Consider the following 15,307-nt stretch of genomic DNA (forward strand, 5'->3'; position numbering starts at 1 on the left):
CCAAGGCCCCGCCGGTGCGCTAACACCGCGATTTCGGGGCCGCCCTGCGTCTGAAGACACGATTACGCGCGTACGCGTCCCCAGGTGAGTGGAGGGGGCGGCGCGGCCGTCCGCAGCGGTCGGTCACGACGGCGCCGCCCCCGCTCTACCCCCTGGAGGAATCCAGCATGATCGGTGCCCCGACCGCCCTGGCCACCCACATTGCGGCCTGCTCCGGATCGGCTGGCAGTTGCACCCGGTAGTCCGGGCCGGACGCCCACACGTAGGTTTCGGCGCCCTCGTCCCAGCGGATCCGCCGCGCCGAACGGTTCCGATAGGACACCTGCAACCGCGTCCCCAGCGCACCGACCGTCCCCAGCTTGGGGATGTTGTACTGCTCCGGGACCCGTGCCCGCGTCACCGCGACCTGCGGGGCGCATCGTTTGACGGCGGCGTACAGCGCGTCCAGGGGCCCGAACGGCTCGACCTTCAGGATGCCGAGTTCAGTCATCATCGTGGCGCCTGAGTCGGGTCTGTCGGGTCTGGAGGCATCTGACGGGAAAGCGCGGGGGTGCGTCCCGCCGTCCGGGGCAGGCCAGCCGCCGGACGGCGTCCGCCATGGCGTGCGGTGTGAGCCGCGCGCCGATCTTCGCGACCGCTCCGGGAAGGTCGTGGCAGGGCGCGAGCGGGTCACCGGTCGAGCCGACGAACCAGGGCACCCCGCCCTCGCCCGCCTCGACGACGACGCTCTCCCCGATCATGGGGAGGTTGGGGCACAGCACGTGCAACAGTGCCGGGTCCCGGTCGTAGTGGGGATGCACCGTCCATCCCTCGCTGATCAGGGCTCGTGCGAGCAAGCCGAGATAGGACGCGGCGTTTCCGGCGCTCATGGCGCCGGGGACAGGTGGCCGACGATGATGACGGCGGCGCCCGTGATGTCGTCGGCCTCTGCGAACGCCTCGTTGTTAGCGGCATTGAAAAACCACATTCGGTCCTGGTCGATGACCCGCGGCTTGCAAGTGATCGTCTGAACCGCACCGGTGGGATCGTCCGGACGGGTCACGATGATGGCCAGCGGGCTGGCCCGCAGTTCCACGACGAAGCCGCGCCCCTGCAAGGTGGTCATCAGGTCGTAGAGCTTCGGGTAGGCGTGCCGATGTTCGGTGCCATCGAAGCAACCGCCCGTGACCGCTCCGCGTAGTTCGTACCCTGCCCCATAGCCGGACTCCGTTTCCGGTTAGGCTCCGGCCGGTGCTCGTAACACCGCGTCCGGGGCCGCTTTGTCTCTGGGCGGGACCACGCGCCGATGGTGGCCGTGCCGGGCCACCCGGGAACTTCAGCGGTTGGCGCGTGGCCCCGCATCACTGAGTGAAACCCCTGCACAGTGCGTCACGGAACGCACACAATGGTTTGTAGCCCTGGGGTGTTGCCTCACCAATATCCCCGCCTTCGCGACGAAGGGTGCGTTATGACCGACCAACAACGCCCGGCATGGGCGATCCGCCTCCAAGCCGAGCGACAAGCGCGCGGGTGGGGTCCCTTCGAGGCCGCCCGCCGGTTACGCGAGGCGATCAACATCACCGAGCACCCCGGCGACAAGGTCAAAAGCCTCGCCTCACAGATCACCCGACACGAAAAGGGACACACGTTTCCCGTCGAGTGGGCCAACGCGTACGCCACCATCTACGACATCCCCCACGAGGAACTGTTCGGCACCGAGAACGCATCGGTCATACCGGGAGCTAGCGTGGAGATCCAGGCACCTCCGCTCCCGTGGGAGGACGACATGGAGCGTCGCGCATTACTGCAACTCGCCGCGCTGGGATTCAGCGTGGGGACGCTCGGCTCAACCGGGGAACCGGTCCGTCAACTACTCGCCCTAGCGCTGAACAGCGAACCGCGCGAACTCGATGACTGGCATCTGACTGTGGCAGATCATTTGCACGCGATCCGCACCCGACCTCCTGCGCAGGTTCGTGACGGCCTGCTGGTCAACCTGGTCGCAGTCCAGCGTCAGCTACGGGACACCGGACCGCGCGAGCCAGGGGTATCGATCGAGCTGCGTCGGGTCATCGCTGCGCTGTCCGTGCTGTATGCGAACACCCTCACTCGGCTTGGCAATGACGACGCCGCCATTCAATGGTGGCGCTCTGCCAAAGTCGCTGCCGATGCAACTGGAGACCTTGATCTTCGGCTTGGCGTGCGCGTCACGGAGGCAGGTCACGGACTCTATGGTCAGCGAGATCCGGCGACTGTTCTTGCCCTCACCGAGCAGGCACAGCGCATCGCTGGCCGCAGCCCGCGTAGGGCGCTGGTCGCCTACGCCCGAGCCAAGACCCTCACAAGGTTGGGCAGGCACGCCGATGCGCGGCGGGGCCTCGACACCTATCGCAGCATCGCCGAGACCGCGCCGGTAGCCCAAGGGATCATGGCCGATTACTGGGACAACTTCCAATCAGATTGGGCCGAGCTCCAGATCTATGCCGCCATCGGCGACGAGCCCAGAGTGAACCAGGCTGCTGAGCACAACCTCGCCAGAATCTCGGATCACCAGTACGTGCCGATGATCCACCTGCAGCGCGCCCTGTGCACCGTGGTCAACGGCGGGACCGATCGCGGCACGCAGCAGGCTACGGAGATTCTCGCCGCGCTGCCTCCCGCCGAGCAGAGCCAAATGATCACCAAGACAGGGAAGACCGTGTTGCGTGCCGTCCCGGTCGAGCAGCGGGACCGACCCGCCGTCCGAGAGTTACACGCGCTGACCGCCGGAGCCTGACCCCCGACACGACGCCCCACCGATCATCGCGACCGGTGGGGCGTTGAGCGTCCGACTCCGGCCCGCGAGTGAACCGGCACGCGCCATGCATTGGTGGCCGGTCAGTTGGCGGTTGGTTTCCAGTGGACGGGCACGGCGACGGGGCCGCCGAAGATGGGCAGGTGATCTTGGAGGTCGATGTGGTGTCTGGGGACGGTCAGGGCCAGGTTGGGCAACTGCTGGAGCAGGCTCATGAGGGCGATGGTGGCCTCCAGGCGGGCGAGCGTCGCGCCCGGGCAGTAGTGGATGCCTTTGCCGAACGCCAGACTCGGTCCTTCGTCGCGACGGAGGTCCAGCCGTTCGGGGGACCTGAACCGTTCTGGGTCGCGGTTGGCGTCACGCAGCATGATGGTGACCCTGTCGCGCGGGGCCAGGGCAGCCTCGCACAGCGTCACGGGTTGGGTGGCGAAGCGGGGCGAGCCCTGCGGGTTGGGTGAGATGAAGCGCAGCAGTTCCTCGACCGCCGCGGGCATCAGCGCCGGGTCGTCGCGCAACTCGGCGAGCTGGTCAGGGTGGTCGAGCAGGACGATCACCGCATGGGCGATGAAGCGGGCGAGGGGCTCGACACCGGCGATGATCAGCTGCGCGAAGGCGGACGTGAGCTCGTCGTGGTCCAGGCCGCCGGGCCGGCCTTCGGACTGGACGAGAGTGGTGACGAGGTCGGGTCCGGGGTGACGTCGCTTCTCGGCGATCACCTCGTGGAACTGCTGGAGCATCCTCTGGTGGTTGGCGGCGTTGACAGCACGCTGCGGTGAGTCCTCGGGCAGGATGGTGATACCGGCGGTGAACAGGCGTTTGCGCTGGTAGGCCTGCCGGTAGCCGTCGGGGAATCCGGCGACCTGGCACAGCGTGGTGATCGCGAGCGGGAAGGCGAAGTCCTCCAACAGTTCGGCGGTGCCGGCGGAACGGCTGCCGATCTGCCGCAGTAGGCGGTCGGCTGTCTGCTGGATCCCGTGCCGCCGGTTCTCGACCCGCCGGGAGGTGAGGTAGGGAAGGGCGAGCCGGCGGAGCCTGGTGTGGTCGGGTGGATCGCTGAACATCATCTGGCGGCAGAGCCTCGGCCGCAGACGCTCCTCCGTCCAGGACACCGCGAGCCTTTCGGGGGCCGCCCACCGGGTCATGTCGTTGCTGAGACGGGGCTCGTTGAGGAACCGCTCCGCGCATGCGTATCCCGTCACCGTCCATTGCGGCAGCCCGTGCACGCTCTGCTCTTGGTGGACCTGATGCTGGTGGGTCACGGTGTGCTCCCGCGATCGCCAATGGGTATGCGGGTGGGCGCCAGGTCGTGGGTGTCCGCTTCGTTGAGGGTGATGTGGACGCGGAGCAGATGGCGTTCGGCACCGGGCGGGTAGGGCTCGCGGGTGTGCAGCAGGGACCGGTTGTCGGTCAGGACGATGTCACCGTCCTGCCAGTGGTGGGCGTACATGTGGCGGGGGTCGTACAGCACCTCCTGGAGCCGGCGCATGATCTCGGTTGTGTCGTGCCCGGCGGGGACGCGTTCCAGGGTGATGCGGGGCGGGTTGATGATGGTCGTGCCTTCGGGCACCGGTTCGGTGAAGCGCAGGGTGGGCTGGCCGGTATGGGGATGCTCGACGACCAGCGGGCAGGTGCGGCTGATGATCTCCTCGCCGAGAGGGCGGTCGTAGCGGAAGGTCAGCGACCTCCACAGCGACCGCGTCCCGGGATCGGCGTCGGCCATGACCTTGGTGGTGTCGCTGAACAGGGTCGCGCCGCCGGTGACCGCCGCGTCGACGGAACGCAGGCATTGGAACACCTGGAAGTCGGGTGTGTCGGGCTTGTACATGCCGTCCCAGTGGATGGGCAGGAACCCGGTCTCGTTGACGTGGTCGTCGGGGTTGCTCTGGGCGCGTACCGACATGGCGGGCCGATCGCCCCACAGCACAGGCTCGCCCAGTCGGCAGGCGAACTCCTCCAGCTGATCGATCGTTTCGGCTCCAGTGAATCGGCGCAGCAGGATCAGGTGCTCGCGCAGCAGCAGTTCCTTCAGCCACTGCGACGGGAGATCCGCGAGGTCGGCCGTGTCGTCGGCCAGCAGCACCACCCCGAAGGGCGTCAGATCGCTGCGCTGCCAGCGTCCTCGCGCTGTGTCGGACGGTGTGGTGGGCATGGACGGGTCCTTCCGGGGCGAGGGGGGAGCGATGGACGGTCCGGGGAGGTCTTCGGGGAGGTCACGGACGGCGCGGAGCATGACCGGCAGCGTCTCGGCGACCGGTGCGCGCTCCCACAGCCGGTGCAGTGACCGCCACCGGTCGTCGGTGGGAGCGCTGGTCAGCAGTTGCCGGGCCGCCACCCCCAGGAGCGCCTGGAGATCCTGATGCCATGCGGGTGTGACGCCGTTGGCGGGGAGCAGCACATCGATCAAGGTCTGGATCTGGTCGGGCAGCGCGTGACCGAGCGGCGGCACGCTGATCGGCCGGGTGGGTCGCCAGGGATGCCGGTCCAGCGGACGGTCGCCGTCCAGATGACCGGCGACCAGGTCGGCCACGTACGGGGCCAGCAGGACGCCGTTGCGGTAGGTGGCGGTGGCGGCCACGACCCGTGGGTCGCCGGTGGGCCCCACCAAGGGCAGATGGTCGAGTGTGTAGGGACGGTGGCCGACGCGGATGCCGGCGAGTTCGTGGTGGTAGACGCCGGTGTTGAGCTCATCGCCGACGCCGCAGATCACCGCGTTGATCTCCTCCAGGGCGGGGTGGACCGCCACTTCTCCCGGCGGGGTGAGCCGGTTGGTGGCACCCAGGTAGGCGGCACCGTCCGCGCGTGGTACCAGGTGGGAGCCGCAGGCGAAGTTGCGCAACGGCGTACGTACCGGCAGCGGCAGCGCGAACCTGACCTCGCGGAGAAGCAAGCTGACGCCCTTGCCGGCCAGGACCGGCGGCAGCGCGAGTTCCAGTTCGGGCGAGCCGGCGCATACCGCGCCGGTGCCGGATCCCGCGGCCAGGACGACCCGTCCCGTCTCGTAGTACTCGCCGCCGGCGCACCTGACCGCCAGCGCCCCGGCCGGATCGTGGGCGGCGGCAGGAGCGAGCCCCGTGGCCTGGGTGTCGGCCCAGCGCACCAGCCGATGGCCGGCCAGCAGGTGGGTGAGCGCGCCCATCAGTTCGCCGGTGTCGACGCAGCCCTCGCCCGGTAGCCACAGTGCCGCGTGCGCCGGGCAGGTGCGGGCGGGCAGCAGACCGGGGACCTGCGCAGGCGGATGCGCTTCGGCGACGCTGCCGTGGGCCCGCGCGGCTTGCGCGACCGCCTCCAGCGTCTCCAGGTCGCCGCCGCCATACGAGGTGGCCACCAGCCACAGCCCTTCGGTCATCGTGACCTGGCGGTCGCTGGCCGACCGCAGCCGGGCGACCCACTCGCCGTACCTTGCTCGCGCTGCCGCCCGGTGTGCGATCTCGGCCGGGTCAGAGGCCTGATCCTCCCCGGCGGACGTCTCGCTGAACGGCGCCAGCATCGCGCCAGCGGCGGTCGACGCCTGGCCCTCGTGCGAACGCGGACCGATCAGGACGACGTGCGAGCCCTGCTCGGCCACCGCCCACGCGGTGGCGAGCCCCACGATTCCCGTTCCGACCACCGCGACATCGGCGGTCGCTTCTGCTGCACCCACTTTGCTTCCCCGATTCTCGACAGAACGTCGTTGATGAGGCACCGCGAAGACCGGCATAGGCGGTCTGCGGTGAACCAGCCCCGTGGCGTAGGCGCAGGACGTGTGGCGGGGTCGCAGGAGAATCACGTCTCCTGCCAGGAGCGACTGCGCTTCTACGCTGACGCTGATAGCGTCACCCTCGCAGCCTCGACTCGGAAAGTAGCAACTTAACTACAAAGTGTTATCTTTCCTGGAGGGTAGTTGCTGTCCGGTCCCTGAAACCCCTTCGCTCTGCCGTTGAGGCAGCAACTCCACAGTTCCCTGGGGTATCGGCTGTCCCTGTAGTCCCAGCAGGACATCTCGATCGTTGGGCGTGGGGGGCGGGGCCCCAGCGCAAATGCCTTTCGCGGCTCGGATGAGAAGCAGCCTGGTGCCGTATCCGTCCATAGATCAATGGTCTATTTCTGGATGCGGCACCAGGCGCGAGATCGGCTTTTGAGGCTCTGCGAGTGTTGTGATCCGGCGGGTCCCGGCTGTCAGATGTCGGCGACGAGAGCGATCTGGCGCTCGACTCCGTCTGGGCCACCGAGGATCGGGAAGTGGTGAATGGCCTCGTCGCAGAGATCGATGAGCTGCTGCTTCTTGGAGACCTTCGTCTTCTCGTTGAAGTCGTAAAACTCGAAGGACGGGGCGGCGTTGAAGCCCTTGAAGGGACCGTCGGTGATCGGAGTGGTGACGAGGACCTGCGCGATGGGGTAGAGAATGCCCTGCATCAGCGCGATGTTGCTGCGTTCCAGCCCGTATCGGTAGCTGAACATCTCCTCGCGTTCGGTGCCCGGGATCTTCTTGGTCTCCACGTCGTCGGTGGAGTGCTCGTACAACTCGTCCAGCAGGCACAGGCTGTAGCAGTAGGCGGCGTTGAACAGCGTCATCAGGCTGTGGACGGCCGGCTGGTCCTCGAAATCCTCCAGCGCGGGATCGGCGACGATGGGCCAGGTGGCCTCCGGGTCGTCGATGCTGATCTCGTAGTCAGGGCCGCCGTCGACGGCTCCGATGCCCTCCACGCCCTTCTCGATCCGCACGAACTTCTCGTAGTGGGTGTAGTCCTCGACCCCGGGCCGGACCTCGATGCTCTTGTGGTCGTCGATGGTGCCCTCACCCTGCTCGATGATGATTTTCAGGGCCTGCCGGGCGGTGTCGAGATCGTGGATGCGGATCGGCTTGCCGCTGCCGTACTCGTTCCAGAAGGCCCGCTTGTATTGTTTGCGCGCGTCGTCTAGCGCCCAGTCGATCTCGTCCTCCAGATCGCAGAACGCCTGGTCGATGGCACGATAGAACGCGCCGAGACTGGTGTACTGGCCGACGTCCTCGGGATGCGCCGCGAAGGTGGTCTCCTCGGGGTCGATGTCGTCGGGCATCTCCACCCGCCGGAATGTGCTCACCTGTCCCGTGGAAAGCCGATCGAGGGTGAGGAGGATCTCCTCGCCGTCCGGGTCGTCGGGGTTGTAACGGTTCATCATGTAGCTGGGGTACTTCGGGATGAAGTCCTCGTCATAGAAGCTGATCTCGTCGCCGTACCCGATGGCGACCATGAGGTTGCGCACGAGCGCCAGGTGCAGCATCTCCTCGATCGCGATCCCGGTCAGCGTGCGGAGCACACCGCGCGGGGCCGCCCACTGGGAATGCCCGCGGGCCCTGAGGGAATAGGTGGCGTACAGGTACATCGGAATGGTGGAGAGTTCCACCTGCGCGGCGACGTACAGGTGGTCGGCGAGGTCCTGCACGCTCTGAATGCCCGCTGCCGGATTCAGCCGCCTGATCGGTGTGGCCCGGGGCGCCCGCGCCTTCTTGGCGGTCTTACGGCTCTTCGTCCTGGTCGTGATGGTCGTCATCGTGTCGCCCTTTCCTCTGGATGTCGTGGTGCCGTGGCGCCGGGCCATTGGACGGCGGCGAAGAAGCCGAGTGACGTCCACTCGCTGAGGAGGTCGGCGGCCTCCCTCATGTCCGCGAGGGCGGCACCGACCGTGGCGCCCGTGGCCAGCGCGTGGAGCGCGCGGTGGTCGGCGGGATCGAGCTCCCGCATCGTGACCCTGAAGTCCCGGCGGTTGACGGCCAGCCGCACCGGGCGCGGCAGGGGCGGCTCCGGGTCCGCGCCGTGCCGGATGGCCGCCAGGTACTCGTTGACCGGAAAGACCAGACTCGGCAGACGCAGGCAGGGTGCGGTCACCAGGCGCAGTTCGTGCAGGTCCGCGCCGTCCGGAAGGTCGTCGGCGCGCAGCAGCGGGCCGTCCTCGGTGCCGGGCCCCTCCATGACCTCGGTGATAGTCCGTTCCAACCGGGCCAGGTCGATGATCAGGTCCGGCCAGTCCTCCCGGTGCGGCATGTCGGGCCTGGTCGCCGAGAGATGGTCGGCGAACCCCTCGTCCAACCGGGACAGTGTGTACGCGCGGGACGGACGCGCGTCGAGGTAGTCCAGGGCGAAGCGGTCGAACATCTCCTCGCCCAGGAGATGCGTCAGGCCGGGGTACATTCCGCGCATGTTCTCCAGCAGCCGGAGGCGGTAGCCCCGCCAGTAGATCCCGAGCCGCTGCCGGGCGTTCAGCGCGGCGGACGAGGTGAGCACGTCGGCCACCCCGTCCGCGCTACCGCCCGAGTCCAGGATCGCCGCCTGCATCCACTGCTGTAACCCGGCCAGCTCGGACGGCTCAGCCATCGGCGTCGCTCCCGACCGGGACCCGGTTTCGGCCCGCGGCGAACCGCCGGGCCTTGTCGAGCTCGGCCTCCAGGACCGGAAAGGCGGGCAGCTTGTCATCCCATTCGAGCAGCGTCGGAATCCCGTCGGCGCGTTCGATCACATGCCGGTAGAGGTCCCAGACCGCATCGGTGACCGGGCCGTCGTGGGTGTCGATGATGTGGGTGCCGTAATCGGTGTGCCCGGCCAGATGGATCTGCTCCACGCGGTCCAAAGGCAGCGCGTCGAGATAGTCCATCGGGTCGAAATCATGATTGAACGCCGAGACATAGACGTTGTTGACGTCCAGCAGCAGCCCGCAACCGGTATCCTCGACGAGCCGGGCCATGAATTCCTGTTCTGTCATGTCCGAGGCCGAGAAGCCGACATAGGTGCTCGGATTCTCCAGCACCAGGCTGCGTCCCAGATACTCCTGCACGATCCGGACGCGTTCGGCCACGTGCGCCAGAGCCGCCTCGGTGAACGGCAGCGGCAGGAGATCGTGGGTGTTGTGGCCCATCACTCCCGTCCAGCAGACGTGATCGGACACCAGCCGGGCCTTGACCGATTCGGCCAGATCCCGCAACCGGGCCAGATAGTCGAAGTCGAGCGGATCGGTGCTACCGATCGACAGTGAGACCCCGTGCAGAACGATCGGATAGCGTTCGGCGATCGCGTCGAGGGCGCGGCGCCGCCCGCCCTCGCAGTCCATGAAGTTCTCCGAGATCACCTCGAAGAAGTCCACGGCCGGCAGGTGCCGCCGCACATGGTCCATATGCGGCGTGCGCAACCCCAGCCCGAAACCGGACGGGCCGTCATCGGTGCCCGGCCGGGTCATCGGCTCTTTCCCGCTGCGCCCTTCTTGCTCTTCGAGGTCGCCTTCTTGCTCTTCGAGGTCGCCTTCTTACGGGAGTTGCCCCCGCTGCGAGTCCGGTGGCCGTTCCCCTTGGCCCGGGTCGTCGGCAGATCGCTGCCGTCATCGACGTCGTAGGCGGGCAGCAGATCGTCCGGGATTCCGTCGCTCGGGGACGGGCCGAAGGCCAGCCCGGCGCGGTACATCCGGTCCTCCATCAGCCGCCGGGCCTGCAACCACACGCTCTTGCCCTTCATCGGCCCGGTGCTGAACACGCGGCTGACGTTGAGCGGGCTGGCGCAGCTTCCGTTGAACCGGCACGCCTGCTCCCCCGGCCGCCACTGCTGCTCGTCACTTCCCGCGTAACCACAGCCGCCCTGCCCGCGGCACTGGCCCTCGCCGTGGCAGACATGACGAACGGTGGCGCAGTTCCCCATTCCGGCCATGGCGGCCCCGCCGTCGACGTCGAACGCGTTGCAGGCGTTCAGCCCCATGCAGACATGCTGCTCAAGGCCCTCGGCCGGTCCCCCGCAGCTGCTCGCCCCGAAGGTGAGGCCGCTCGCGTCGTACCGATGCTCGACCGCGTACTCCTGCGACGACAGCACCTCGGCGCCCGCCGTCGCGTCGTGACCGTTGTGCTCGCGCTTCACCTTCGCCACGTCTTCCCCCGCCCAGCGAATTCGGCACGGCCCCGAAGCCTCGTCCGACGCCGTGGGTACCCCCAGCCACCTGCACCTTTGCCGGAACAGGGACCCGGTAACCGCGCGAGACGAGTTATTGCGAGCCGGAGAACGCGGCGCCTCGCCGTTGACCCGCCGTTGACCGGATCACCCGGCCAGCTTCAGCAAGGCAGGCGTTTGCCGAGGGGCGGGGAGGGGCGGGGAGGGGCGGGGAGGGGCGGGGAGGCCGACGTCCGCGTGCGCAGCGTCAGCCCGGGGCGCTGAGAGAGAAGATCGGTTCCGAGTCGTCCGGCAGCCATGTTCTCGGGGCATCGCTCACCCGGACGACCGTGACCCTGGCGCAGATGATCACACCCGCCGCCGCTGTCCCGGTCACCGACAGCCGCAACGACGAATCCGCGGAAATCACCCGGCCGCTCGGATCGTTCGCCTCATCGGCGAAGTCCAGGGTCAGATCACGATACGTCCTGCGCAGGCTCATGAACTCGACCGACTCAAAAAGGATCAGCACGCGCAGCAAAGGGTCATCGTCGGCCGAGTACATCTGCAACTGCGAATGACCCGCACCATATCGCCATATTTCAAAACTACGCCCGCTCGTCCAGGGAAGCACAGCCGAGAACCTACCGAGGACTCCGGGCGGGCTCGACCGTCGTGGGCATGCGTCTCGGGTGGGGGCTTCGCTGCTGGTGCGGGCGGTGGGGACGCTCTGTTCCCGGAGGGGTACGGAACGTCCATCCTTGGGTCTCCATACGGTGTGATCTGTGTAACTGTGGCGGGGAGCCTTGCCAGGGGACGGTCTGACCATAATCCCTGGTAAATCGGTAGGTTTTATCGATTTTGTCCCCCTCTGGGGACGTCTGCGCAGGTCGTGGCCGCTTCCGGGGGCTTCACAGGGGGTGGATCCGTGTGCATCCTAGGAGCATGAACGCAACGGAGGTACTGGTGGCGAGGCGCCACATCGACCTCCTTCGTGTGTGCAGCGCGTCCTGTTGAACCGCTTTTACGCACGCCACGGCCGCTGATCGGCCGCCCTCCCCCTCCATCGCCGGGCCAACGCCGCCGGATTCTCCCCTGCCTTCCTTTCGCACCCTGTTCTGGAGGTGCCGCATGTCCACCGACCTGCTCGATCCACCCCGTTCCTCCCTGCCTGAGGCCACGCTGCCCGCCGCCGCGGGACGTTCCGGTGCCGTGGTGCTGTCGCTGCTGCGCCGCGTGCGCAAGGTCAGCGGGCTGGCGCTGGTGCTCGTGCTGTGGGAGGTCGGCGCCCGTGCGGGCTGGCTCGGCAGCACCACCCCGCCGCTCAGCGACGTCGCCGCGCGGGGCTGGGACATGGCGGCCTCGGGCGAGCTGTTCGAGAACCTCGGCGTCTCGCTACTGCGGGTCCTGAAGGGGCTCTCGATCGGGCTGCCGCTGGGCCTGGTGCTGGGCCTGCTCTCGGGCCTGTTCCGGATCAGCGAGGACGTGGTCGACGCGCCCCTCCAGGCCCTCCGGATGCTGCCGCACCTCGCGCTGGTCCCCCTGTTCATCATCTGGTTCGGGATAGGCGAGACGTCCAAGGTCGGTCTCATCGCGGTCGGCGTGGTGTTCCCGCTCTACATCAACGTGTTCCACGGCATCCGGGGGGTGGACGAGCGGCTGGTGGAGTCCGCGCGGACGTGCGGCCTCGGACGGCTCGGACTCGTCCGAAAGGTCATCCTTCCGGGAGCACTCCCGCAGATCCTCGTCGGGCTGCGGCTGTCGCTCGGTGTGGCCTGGCTGACGCTCGTGGTCGTGGAGCAGTCGGCGACCGCCAGCGGGATCGGCTTCGTCATCAACCAGGCCACACAGTTCCTCCAGATGGACACGGTCTTCCTGGTGCTCGTCGTCTACGCGCTGCTCGGCGTGTCGACGGACCTGCTGGTGCGGCTGATCGAGCGGCGCGCGCTGGCCTGGCGCAGAGGGCTGGTGGCGCGATGACCATCGTGGAGCAGCGGGGGGTGCACGTCCGGGGCCTGCGGCGCGTGTTCGGCGAACGGGCCGTGCTGGACGGCGTGGACCTCGACATCGCCCCCGGCGAGTTCGTCGCGCTGCTCGGCGCCAGCGGGTCCGGGAAGAGCACGCTGCTGCGGGCGCTGGCCGGGCTGGACGGCGAGGGAAGCGGCGAGATCGACGTCCCCGGCAAGCACGCCGTCGTCTACCAGGAGCATCGGCTGCTCCCGTGGAGCCGGGTATGGGACAACGTCGTGCTCGGCCTGCGCGGACGGGACCTGCGCAAGCGGGCGGAGGCCGCGCTGGCGGAGGTGGGGCTGGCGACCCACGCCGACGCCTGGCCGCTCACCCTGTCGGGCGGGGAGTCGCAGCGCGTCGCGCTGGCGCGGGCCCTGGTCCGCACGCCCGACCTGCTGCTGCTGGACGAGCCGTTCGGGGCGCTGGACGCGCTGACCAGGCTCAACGCCCAGGCGCTCGTCGCCGACCTGTGGGCCGAGCACCGGCCCGCCGTCCTGCTCGTCACCCATGACGTCGAGGAGGCGCTCCTGCTCGCCGACCGCGCGCTGCTGCTCGCGGACGGCCGGATCGCCCGGGAGTACACCGTCGACCTGCCCCGGCCACGGTCCATGGACGATCCACGATTCATCGCGCTGCGGCGCGACCTGCTCGACGGGCTCGGAGTCCGGACCGTCGCCACTGCCAAGGAGGCCCTGTGACCGAAGTGAGCGCGACCGGAGTGAGCGCGACCGAGAAGACCGTGACCGAGCTGACCGCGGACGTGCTCGTCGCCGGCGGCGGCCCCGCCGGCGCGTGGGCCGCGATCAAGGCGGCGGAGGCCGGCGCTAGCGTCGTCCTCGCCGACAAGGGGTACCTCGGGACGAGCGGCGCGACGGCCGCGGCGGGCACCGGGGTCTGGTACGTCGAGCCGGAGCCGTCGGCGCGGGAGGCCGCGATGGCGAGCCGCGAGGGGCTCGGCGGGCATCTCGCCGACCGGGAGTGGATGGCCCGCGTCCTCGACCAGACGTACGCGAACATGAACGAGCTGGCCGAGGTCTCGCGGTACCCGTTCCCGGTGGACGAGGACGGCCGGCAGATCCGGCGCGGTCTACAGGGGCCGGAGTACATGCGGCGGATGCGGGTGCGGGTGCGCCGGGCGGGCGTGCGCGTCCTCGACCACAGCCCGGTCACCGAGCTGCTCGCGGACGGGTCCGGGGCCGTCGCGGGGGCGGCCGGGTACCAGCTGCGGGGAGATCGGCCGTTCCGGGTGCGGGCGGGCGCGGTCGTGCTCGCGACCGGCGGATGCGCGTTCCTCAGCAAGGCACTGGGCTGCGACGTCAACACCGGGGACGGCGCGCTGTTCGCGGCGGAGGCGGGCGCGGAGCTGTCGGGGATGGAGTTCTCCAACGCGTACGCGATCGCGCCGGAGTTCACGTCCGTGACCAAGACGGCGTTCTACATGTTCGCGACCTTCTACCACGCGGACGGGACGGTCCTGGAGGGCGCGGGCAGCCAGCGGGGGCGGTCCGTCATCGCCCGCACCCTGCTCAGCGAGCCCGTCCTGTGCCGCATCGACCGGGCGACGCCCGAGGAGCAGCAGGCGATGCGGCTCGCGCAGGCGAACTTCTTCCTGCCGTTCGACCGGCAGGGCATCGACCCGTTCACGGACCTGTTCCCCGTCACCCTGCTCGCCGAGGGGACCGTCCGGGGCACCGGCGGCATCCGGATCACCGGGCCCGACTGCGCCACGACGGTGCCCGGCCTGTACGCGGCGGGCGACGCCGCCACCCGCGAGCTGATCTGCGGCGGGTTCACCGGCGGCGGCAGCCACAACTCCGCGTGGGCGATGTCGTCCGGCACCTGGGCCGGGCAGGGCGCCGCGCGGTACGCCGCGAGGCTGGGCGGGCTCGCGGGGCGGCGGGGCGTCCGCGCGCTCGGCGAGGCGGGCGTCCGGCCGTCCGGCCCGGCGACCGGCGGGCACGCCGAGTACGTCGCCGCCGTCCAGGCCGAGGTGCTGCCCTACGACAAGAACCTGCTGCGCCACGGCGACCGTCTCGCCCCGGCGCTCGACGCGCTCGACCGGACGTGGCGGGAGCTGAGCGGCACCCTGCGTGAGGACGGCGCCGGGCTCGTCCGGGCGCGGTCGGCGGCCGCGATGACCGCGCACGCCCGGTGGATGTACAACGCCGCGCTCGCCCGGACCGAGACGCGCGGGATGCACAAGCGGCAGGACCTTCCCGAGCAGGACCCGTCCCAGCGCCGCCGGCTGGTGACCGGCGGGCTGCACGAGGTGTGGACGCGGCCCGAGGCCGCGGCGCTGGCGGTGGCGTCGTGATCGAGATCGTCTCGCGGGAGCGGTGCATCGCCTGCGACAAGTGCATCGCGGTGTGCCCGACGAACGTCTTCGACCGCGGCGAGGACGGCATCCCGGTCCTGACCCGGCAGGGCGACTGTCAGACGTGCTTCATGTGCGAGGCGTACTGCCCGGTCGACGCGCTGTTCGTCGACCCGCGCTCGCATCCGCTGCCGGAGCCGCCGGACGAGGCGGCGCTCGCCGCCGGCGGGCTGCTCGGCAGCTACCGCGAGCAGATCGGCTGGGGCCGGGGACGCACCCCCGGCGCCAAACTCGCGGTCGGACCGTCGCTGAACCGGTCCGGCCCCCTCACCTCCTGAACAACCCCCC

The 15,307-nt window shown here is 69.2% G+C and carries 15 protein-coding genes; 5 read left to right on the forward strand and 10 right to left on the reverse strand.

Features of this window, described 5'->3' with window-relative positions:
- Window positions 1-145 precede the first annotated feature (145 nt).
- From AMA02S_RS18455 to AMA02S_RS18465, 3 genes are read right to left on the reverse strand one after another with little or no spacing between them, the layout of a single operon-like run.
- Entirely contained in the window at window positions 146-493 is a 348-nt protein-coding gene (locus AMA02S_RS18455; protein WP_157430681.1) for a hypothetical protein, read from the reverse strand.
- Window positions 483-869, reverse strand: coding sequence for a hypothetical protein (locus AMA02S_RS18460; protein WP_067460037.1), 387 nt, complete (start codon window positions 867-869; stop codon window positions 483-485). Before AMA02S_RS18460 ends, AMA02S_RS18455 begins: the two co-directional genes overlap by 11 nt.
- Window positions 866-1,105: a hypothetical protein gene (locus AMA02S_RS18465; RefSeq protein WP_067460042.1), complete on the reverse strand. Its 240-nt coding sequence runs from the start codon at window positions 1,103-1,105 to the stop codon at window positions 866-868. The genes AMA02S_RS18460 and AMA02S_RS18465 overlap by 4 nt, the downstream gene beginning before the upstream one ends.
- A 342-nt stretch (window positions 1,106-1,447) precedes the next feature.
- Here AMA02S_RS18465 and AMA02S_RS18470 point away from each other — a divergent pair, with 342 nt between their 5' ends.
- Window positions 1,448-2,755: a hypothetical protein gene (locus tag AMA02S_RS18470; protein WP_067460045.1), complete on the forward strand. Its 1,308-nt coding sequence runs from the start codon at window positions 1,448-1,450 to the stop codon at window positions 2,753-2,755.
- Window positions 2,756-2,856: 101 nt separating this feature from the next.
- Here the strand turns inward: AMA02S_RS18470 and AMA02S_RS18475 are convergent, their stop codons facing one another.
- The 7 genes from AMA02S_RS18475 to AMA02S_RS18505 all read right to left on the reverse strand — a co-directional run bounded on the left by AMA02S_RS18475 (window position 2,857) and on the right by AMA02S_RS18505 (window position 11,269).
- Entirely contained in the window at window positions 2,857-4,032 is a 1,176-nt protein-coding gene (locus AMA02S_RS18475; protein ID WP_067460048.1) for a cytochrome P450, read from the reverse strand.
- Window positions 4,029-6,413: an FAD-dependent oxidoreductase gene (locus AMA02S_RS18480; RefSeq protein ID WP_067460051.1), complete on the reverse strand. Its 2,385-nt coding sequence runs from the start codon at window positions 6,411-6,413 to the stop codon at window positions 4,029-4,031. Before AMA02S_RS18480 ends, AMA02S_RS18475 begins: the two co-directional genes overlap by 4 nt.
- A 515-nt stretch (window positions 6,414-6,928) precedes the next feature.
- Window positions 6,929-8,284 (reverse strand): ferritin-like domain-containing protein, encoded by a 1,356-nt coding sequence (locus tag AMA02S_RS18485; RefSeq protein ID WP_067460054.1) that lies wholly within the window; start codon window positions 8,282-8,284, stop codon window positions 6,929-6,931.
- Window positions 8,281-9,105: an HvfC/BufC N-terminal domain-containing protein gene (locus AMA02S_RS18490; RefSeq protein WP_067460057.1), complete on the reverse strand. Its 825-nt coding sequence runs from the start codon at window positions 9,103-9,105 to the stop codon at window positions 8,281-8,283. Before AMA02S_RS18490 ends, AMA02S_RS18485 begins: the two co-directional genes overlap by 4 nt.
- On the reverse strand, window positions 9,098-9,961 hold the full coding sequence (bufB, locus tag AMA02S_RS18495) for an MNIO family bufferin maturase (RefSeq protein WP_067460060.1): 864 nt from the start codon (window positions 9,959-9,961) through the stop codon (window positions 9,098-9,100). The genes AMA02S_RS18490 and bufB overlap by 8 nt, the downstream gene beginning before the upstream one ends.
- A complete protein-coding gene (locus AMA02S_RS18500; protein ID WP_067460063.1) occupies window positions 9,958-10,635 on the reverse strand; it encodes a hypothetical protein in 678 nt (225 codons plus the stop codon). Before AMA02S_RS18500 ends, bufB begins: the two co-directional genes overlap by 4 nt.
- A 268-nt stretch (window positions 10,636-10,903) precedes the next feature.
- Window positions 10,904-11,269, reverse strand: coding sequence for a hypothetical protein (locus tag AMA02S_RS18505; RefSeq protein ID WP_157430683.1), 366 nt, complete (start codon window positions 11,267-11,269; stop codon window positions 10,904-10,906).
- A gap of 497 nt (window positions 11,270-11,766) precedes the next feature.
- Here AMA02S_RS18505 and AMA02S_RS18510 point away from each other — a divergent pair, with 497 nt between their 5' ends.
- Genes AMA02S_RS18510 through AMA02S_RS18525 form a run of 4 tightly spaced genes read left to right on the forward strand, consistent with a single transcriptional unit; the run spans window position 11,767 to window position 15,297 of the window.
- Window positions 11,767-12,615 carry an ABC transporter permease gene (locus AMA02S_RS18510; RefSeq protein ID WP_067460069.1) on the forward strand — a complete coding sequence of 283 codons (849 nt, stop codon included), beginning with the start codon at window positions 11,767-11,769 and terminating at the stop codon, window positions 12,613-12,615.
- On the forward strand, window positions 12,612-13,343 hold the full coding sequence (locus tag AMA02S_RS18515) for an ABC transporter ATP-binding protein (protein WP_067460072.1): 732 nt from the start codon (window positions 12,612-12,614) through the stop codon (window positions 13,341-13,343). Before AMA02S_RS18510 ends, AMA02S_RS18515 begins: the two co-directional genes overlap by 4 nt.
- Window positions 13,340-14,959 (forward strand): FAD-dependent oxidoreductase, encoded by a 1,620-nt coding sequence (locus AMA02S_RS18520; protein WP_245667635.1) that lies wholly within the window; start codon window positions 13,340-13,342, stop codon window positions 14,957-14,959. Before AMA02S_RS18515 ends, AMA02S_RS18520 begins: the two co-directional genes overlap by 4 nt.
- Window positions 14,956-15,297: a 4Fe-4S dicluster domain-containing protein gene (locus AMA02S_RS18525; protein WP_067460844.1), complete on the forward strand. Its 342-nt coding sequence runs from the start codon at window positions 14,956-14,958 to the stop codon at window positions 15,295-15,297. The genes AMA02S_RS18520 and AMA02S_RS18525 overlap by 4 nt, the downstream gene beginning before the upstream one ends.
- Window positions 15,298-15,307 lie beyond the last annotated feature (10 nt).

Origin of the sequence: Actinomadura macra NBRC 14102, assembly GCF_001552215.1 — a bacterium.
Taxonomy (GTDB): domain Bacteria; phylum Actinomycetota; class Actinomycetes; order Streptosporangiales; family Streptosporangiaceae; genus Spirillospora; species Spirillospora macra.

Excerpts from the sequence above, each read along its gene's own strand:
- AMA02S_RS18455 (WP_157430681.1), bottom strand. The coding sequence starts at position 493 with ATGATGACTGAACTCGGCATCCTGAAGGTCGAGCCGTTCGGGCCCCTG.
- AMA02S_RS18460 (WP_067460037.1), bottom strand. The coding sequence starts at position 869 with ATGAGCGCCGGAAACGCCGCGTCCTATCTCGGCTTGCTCGCACGAGCC.
- AMA02S_RS18465 (WP_067460042.1), bottom strand. The coding sequence starts at position 1,105 with ATGACCACCTTGCAGGGGCGCGGCTTCGTCGTGGAACTGCGGGCCAGC.
- AMA02S_RS18470 (WP_067460045.1), top strand. The coding sequence starts at position 1,448 with ATGACCGACCAACAACGCCCGGCATGGGCGATCCGCCTCCAAGCCGAG.
- AMA02S_RS18485 (WP_067460054.1), bottom strand. The coding sequence starts at position 8,284 with ATGACGACCATCACGACCAGGACGAAGAGCCGTAAGACCGCCAAGAAG.
- AMA02S_RS18490 (WP_067460057.1), bottom strand. The coding sequence starts at position 9,105 with ATGGCTGAGCCGTCCGAGCTGGCCGGGTTACAGCAGTGGATGCAGGCG.
- bufB (WP_067460060.1), bottom strand. The coding sequence starts at position 9,961 with ATGACCCGGCCGGGCACCGATGACGGCCCGTCCGGTTTCGGGCTGGGG.
- AMA02S_RS18510 (WP_067460069.1), top strand. The coding sequence starts at position 11,767 with ATGTCCACCGACCTGCTCGATCCACCCCGTTCCTCCCTGCCTGAGGCC.
- AMA02S_RS18515 (WP_067460072.1), top strand. The coding sequence starts at position 12,612 with ATGACCATCGTGGAGCAGCGGGGGGTGCACGTCCGGGGCCTGCGGCGC.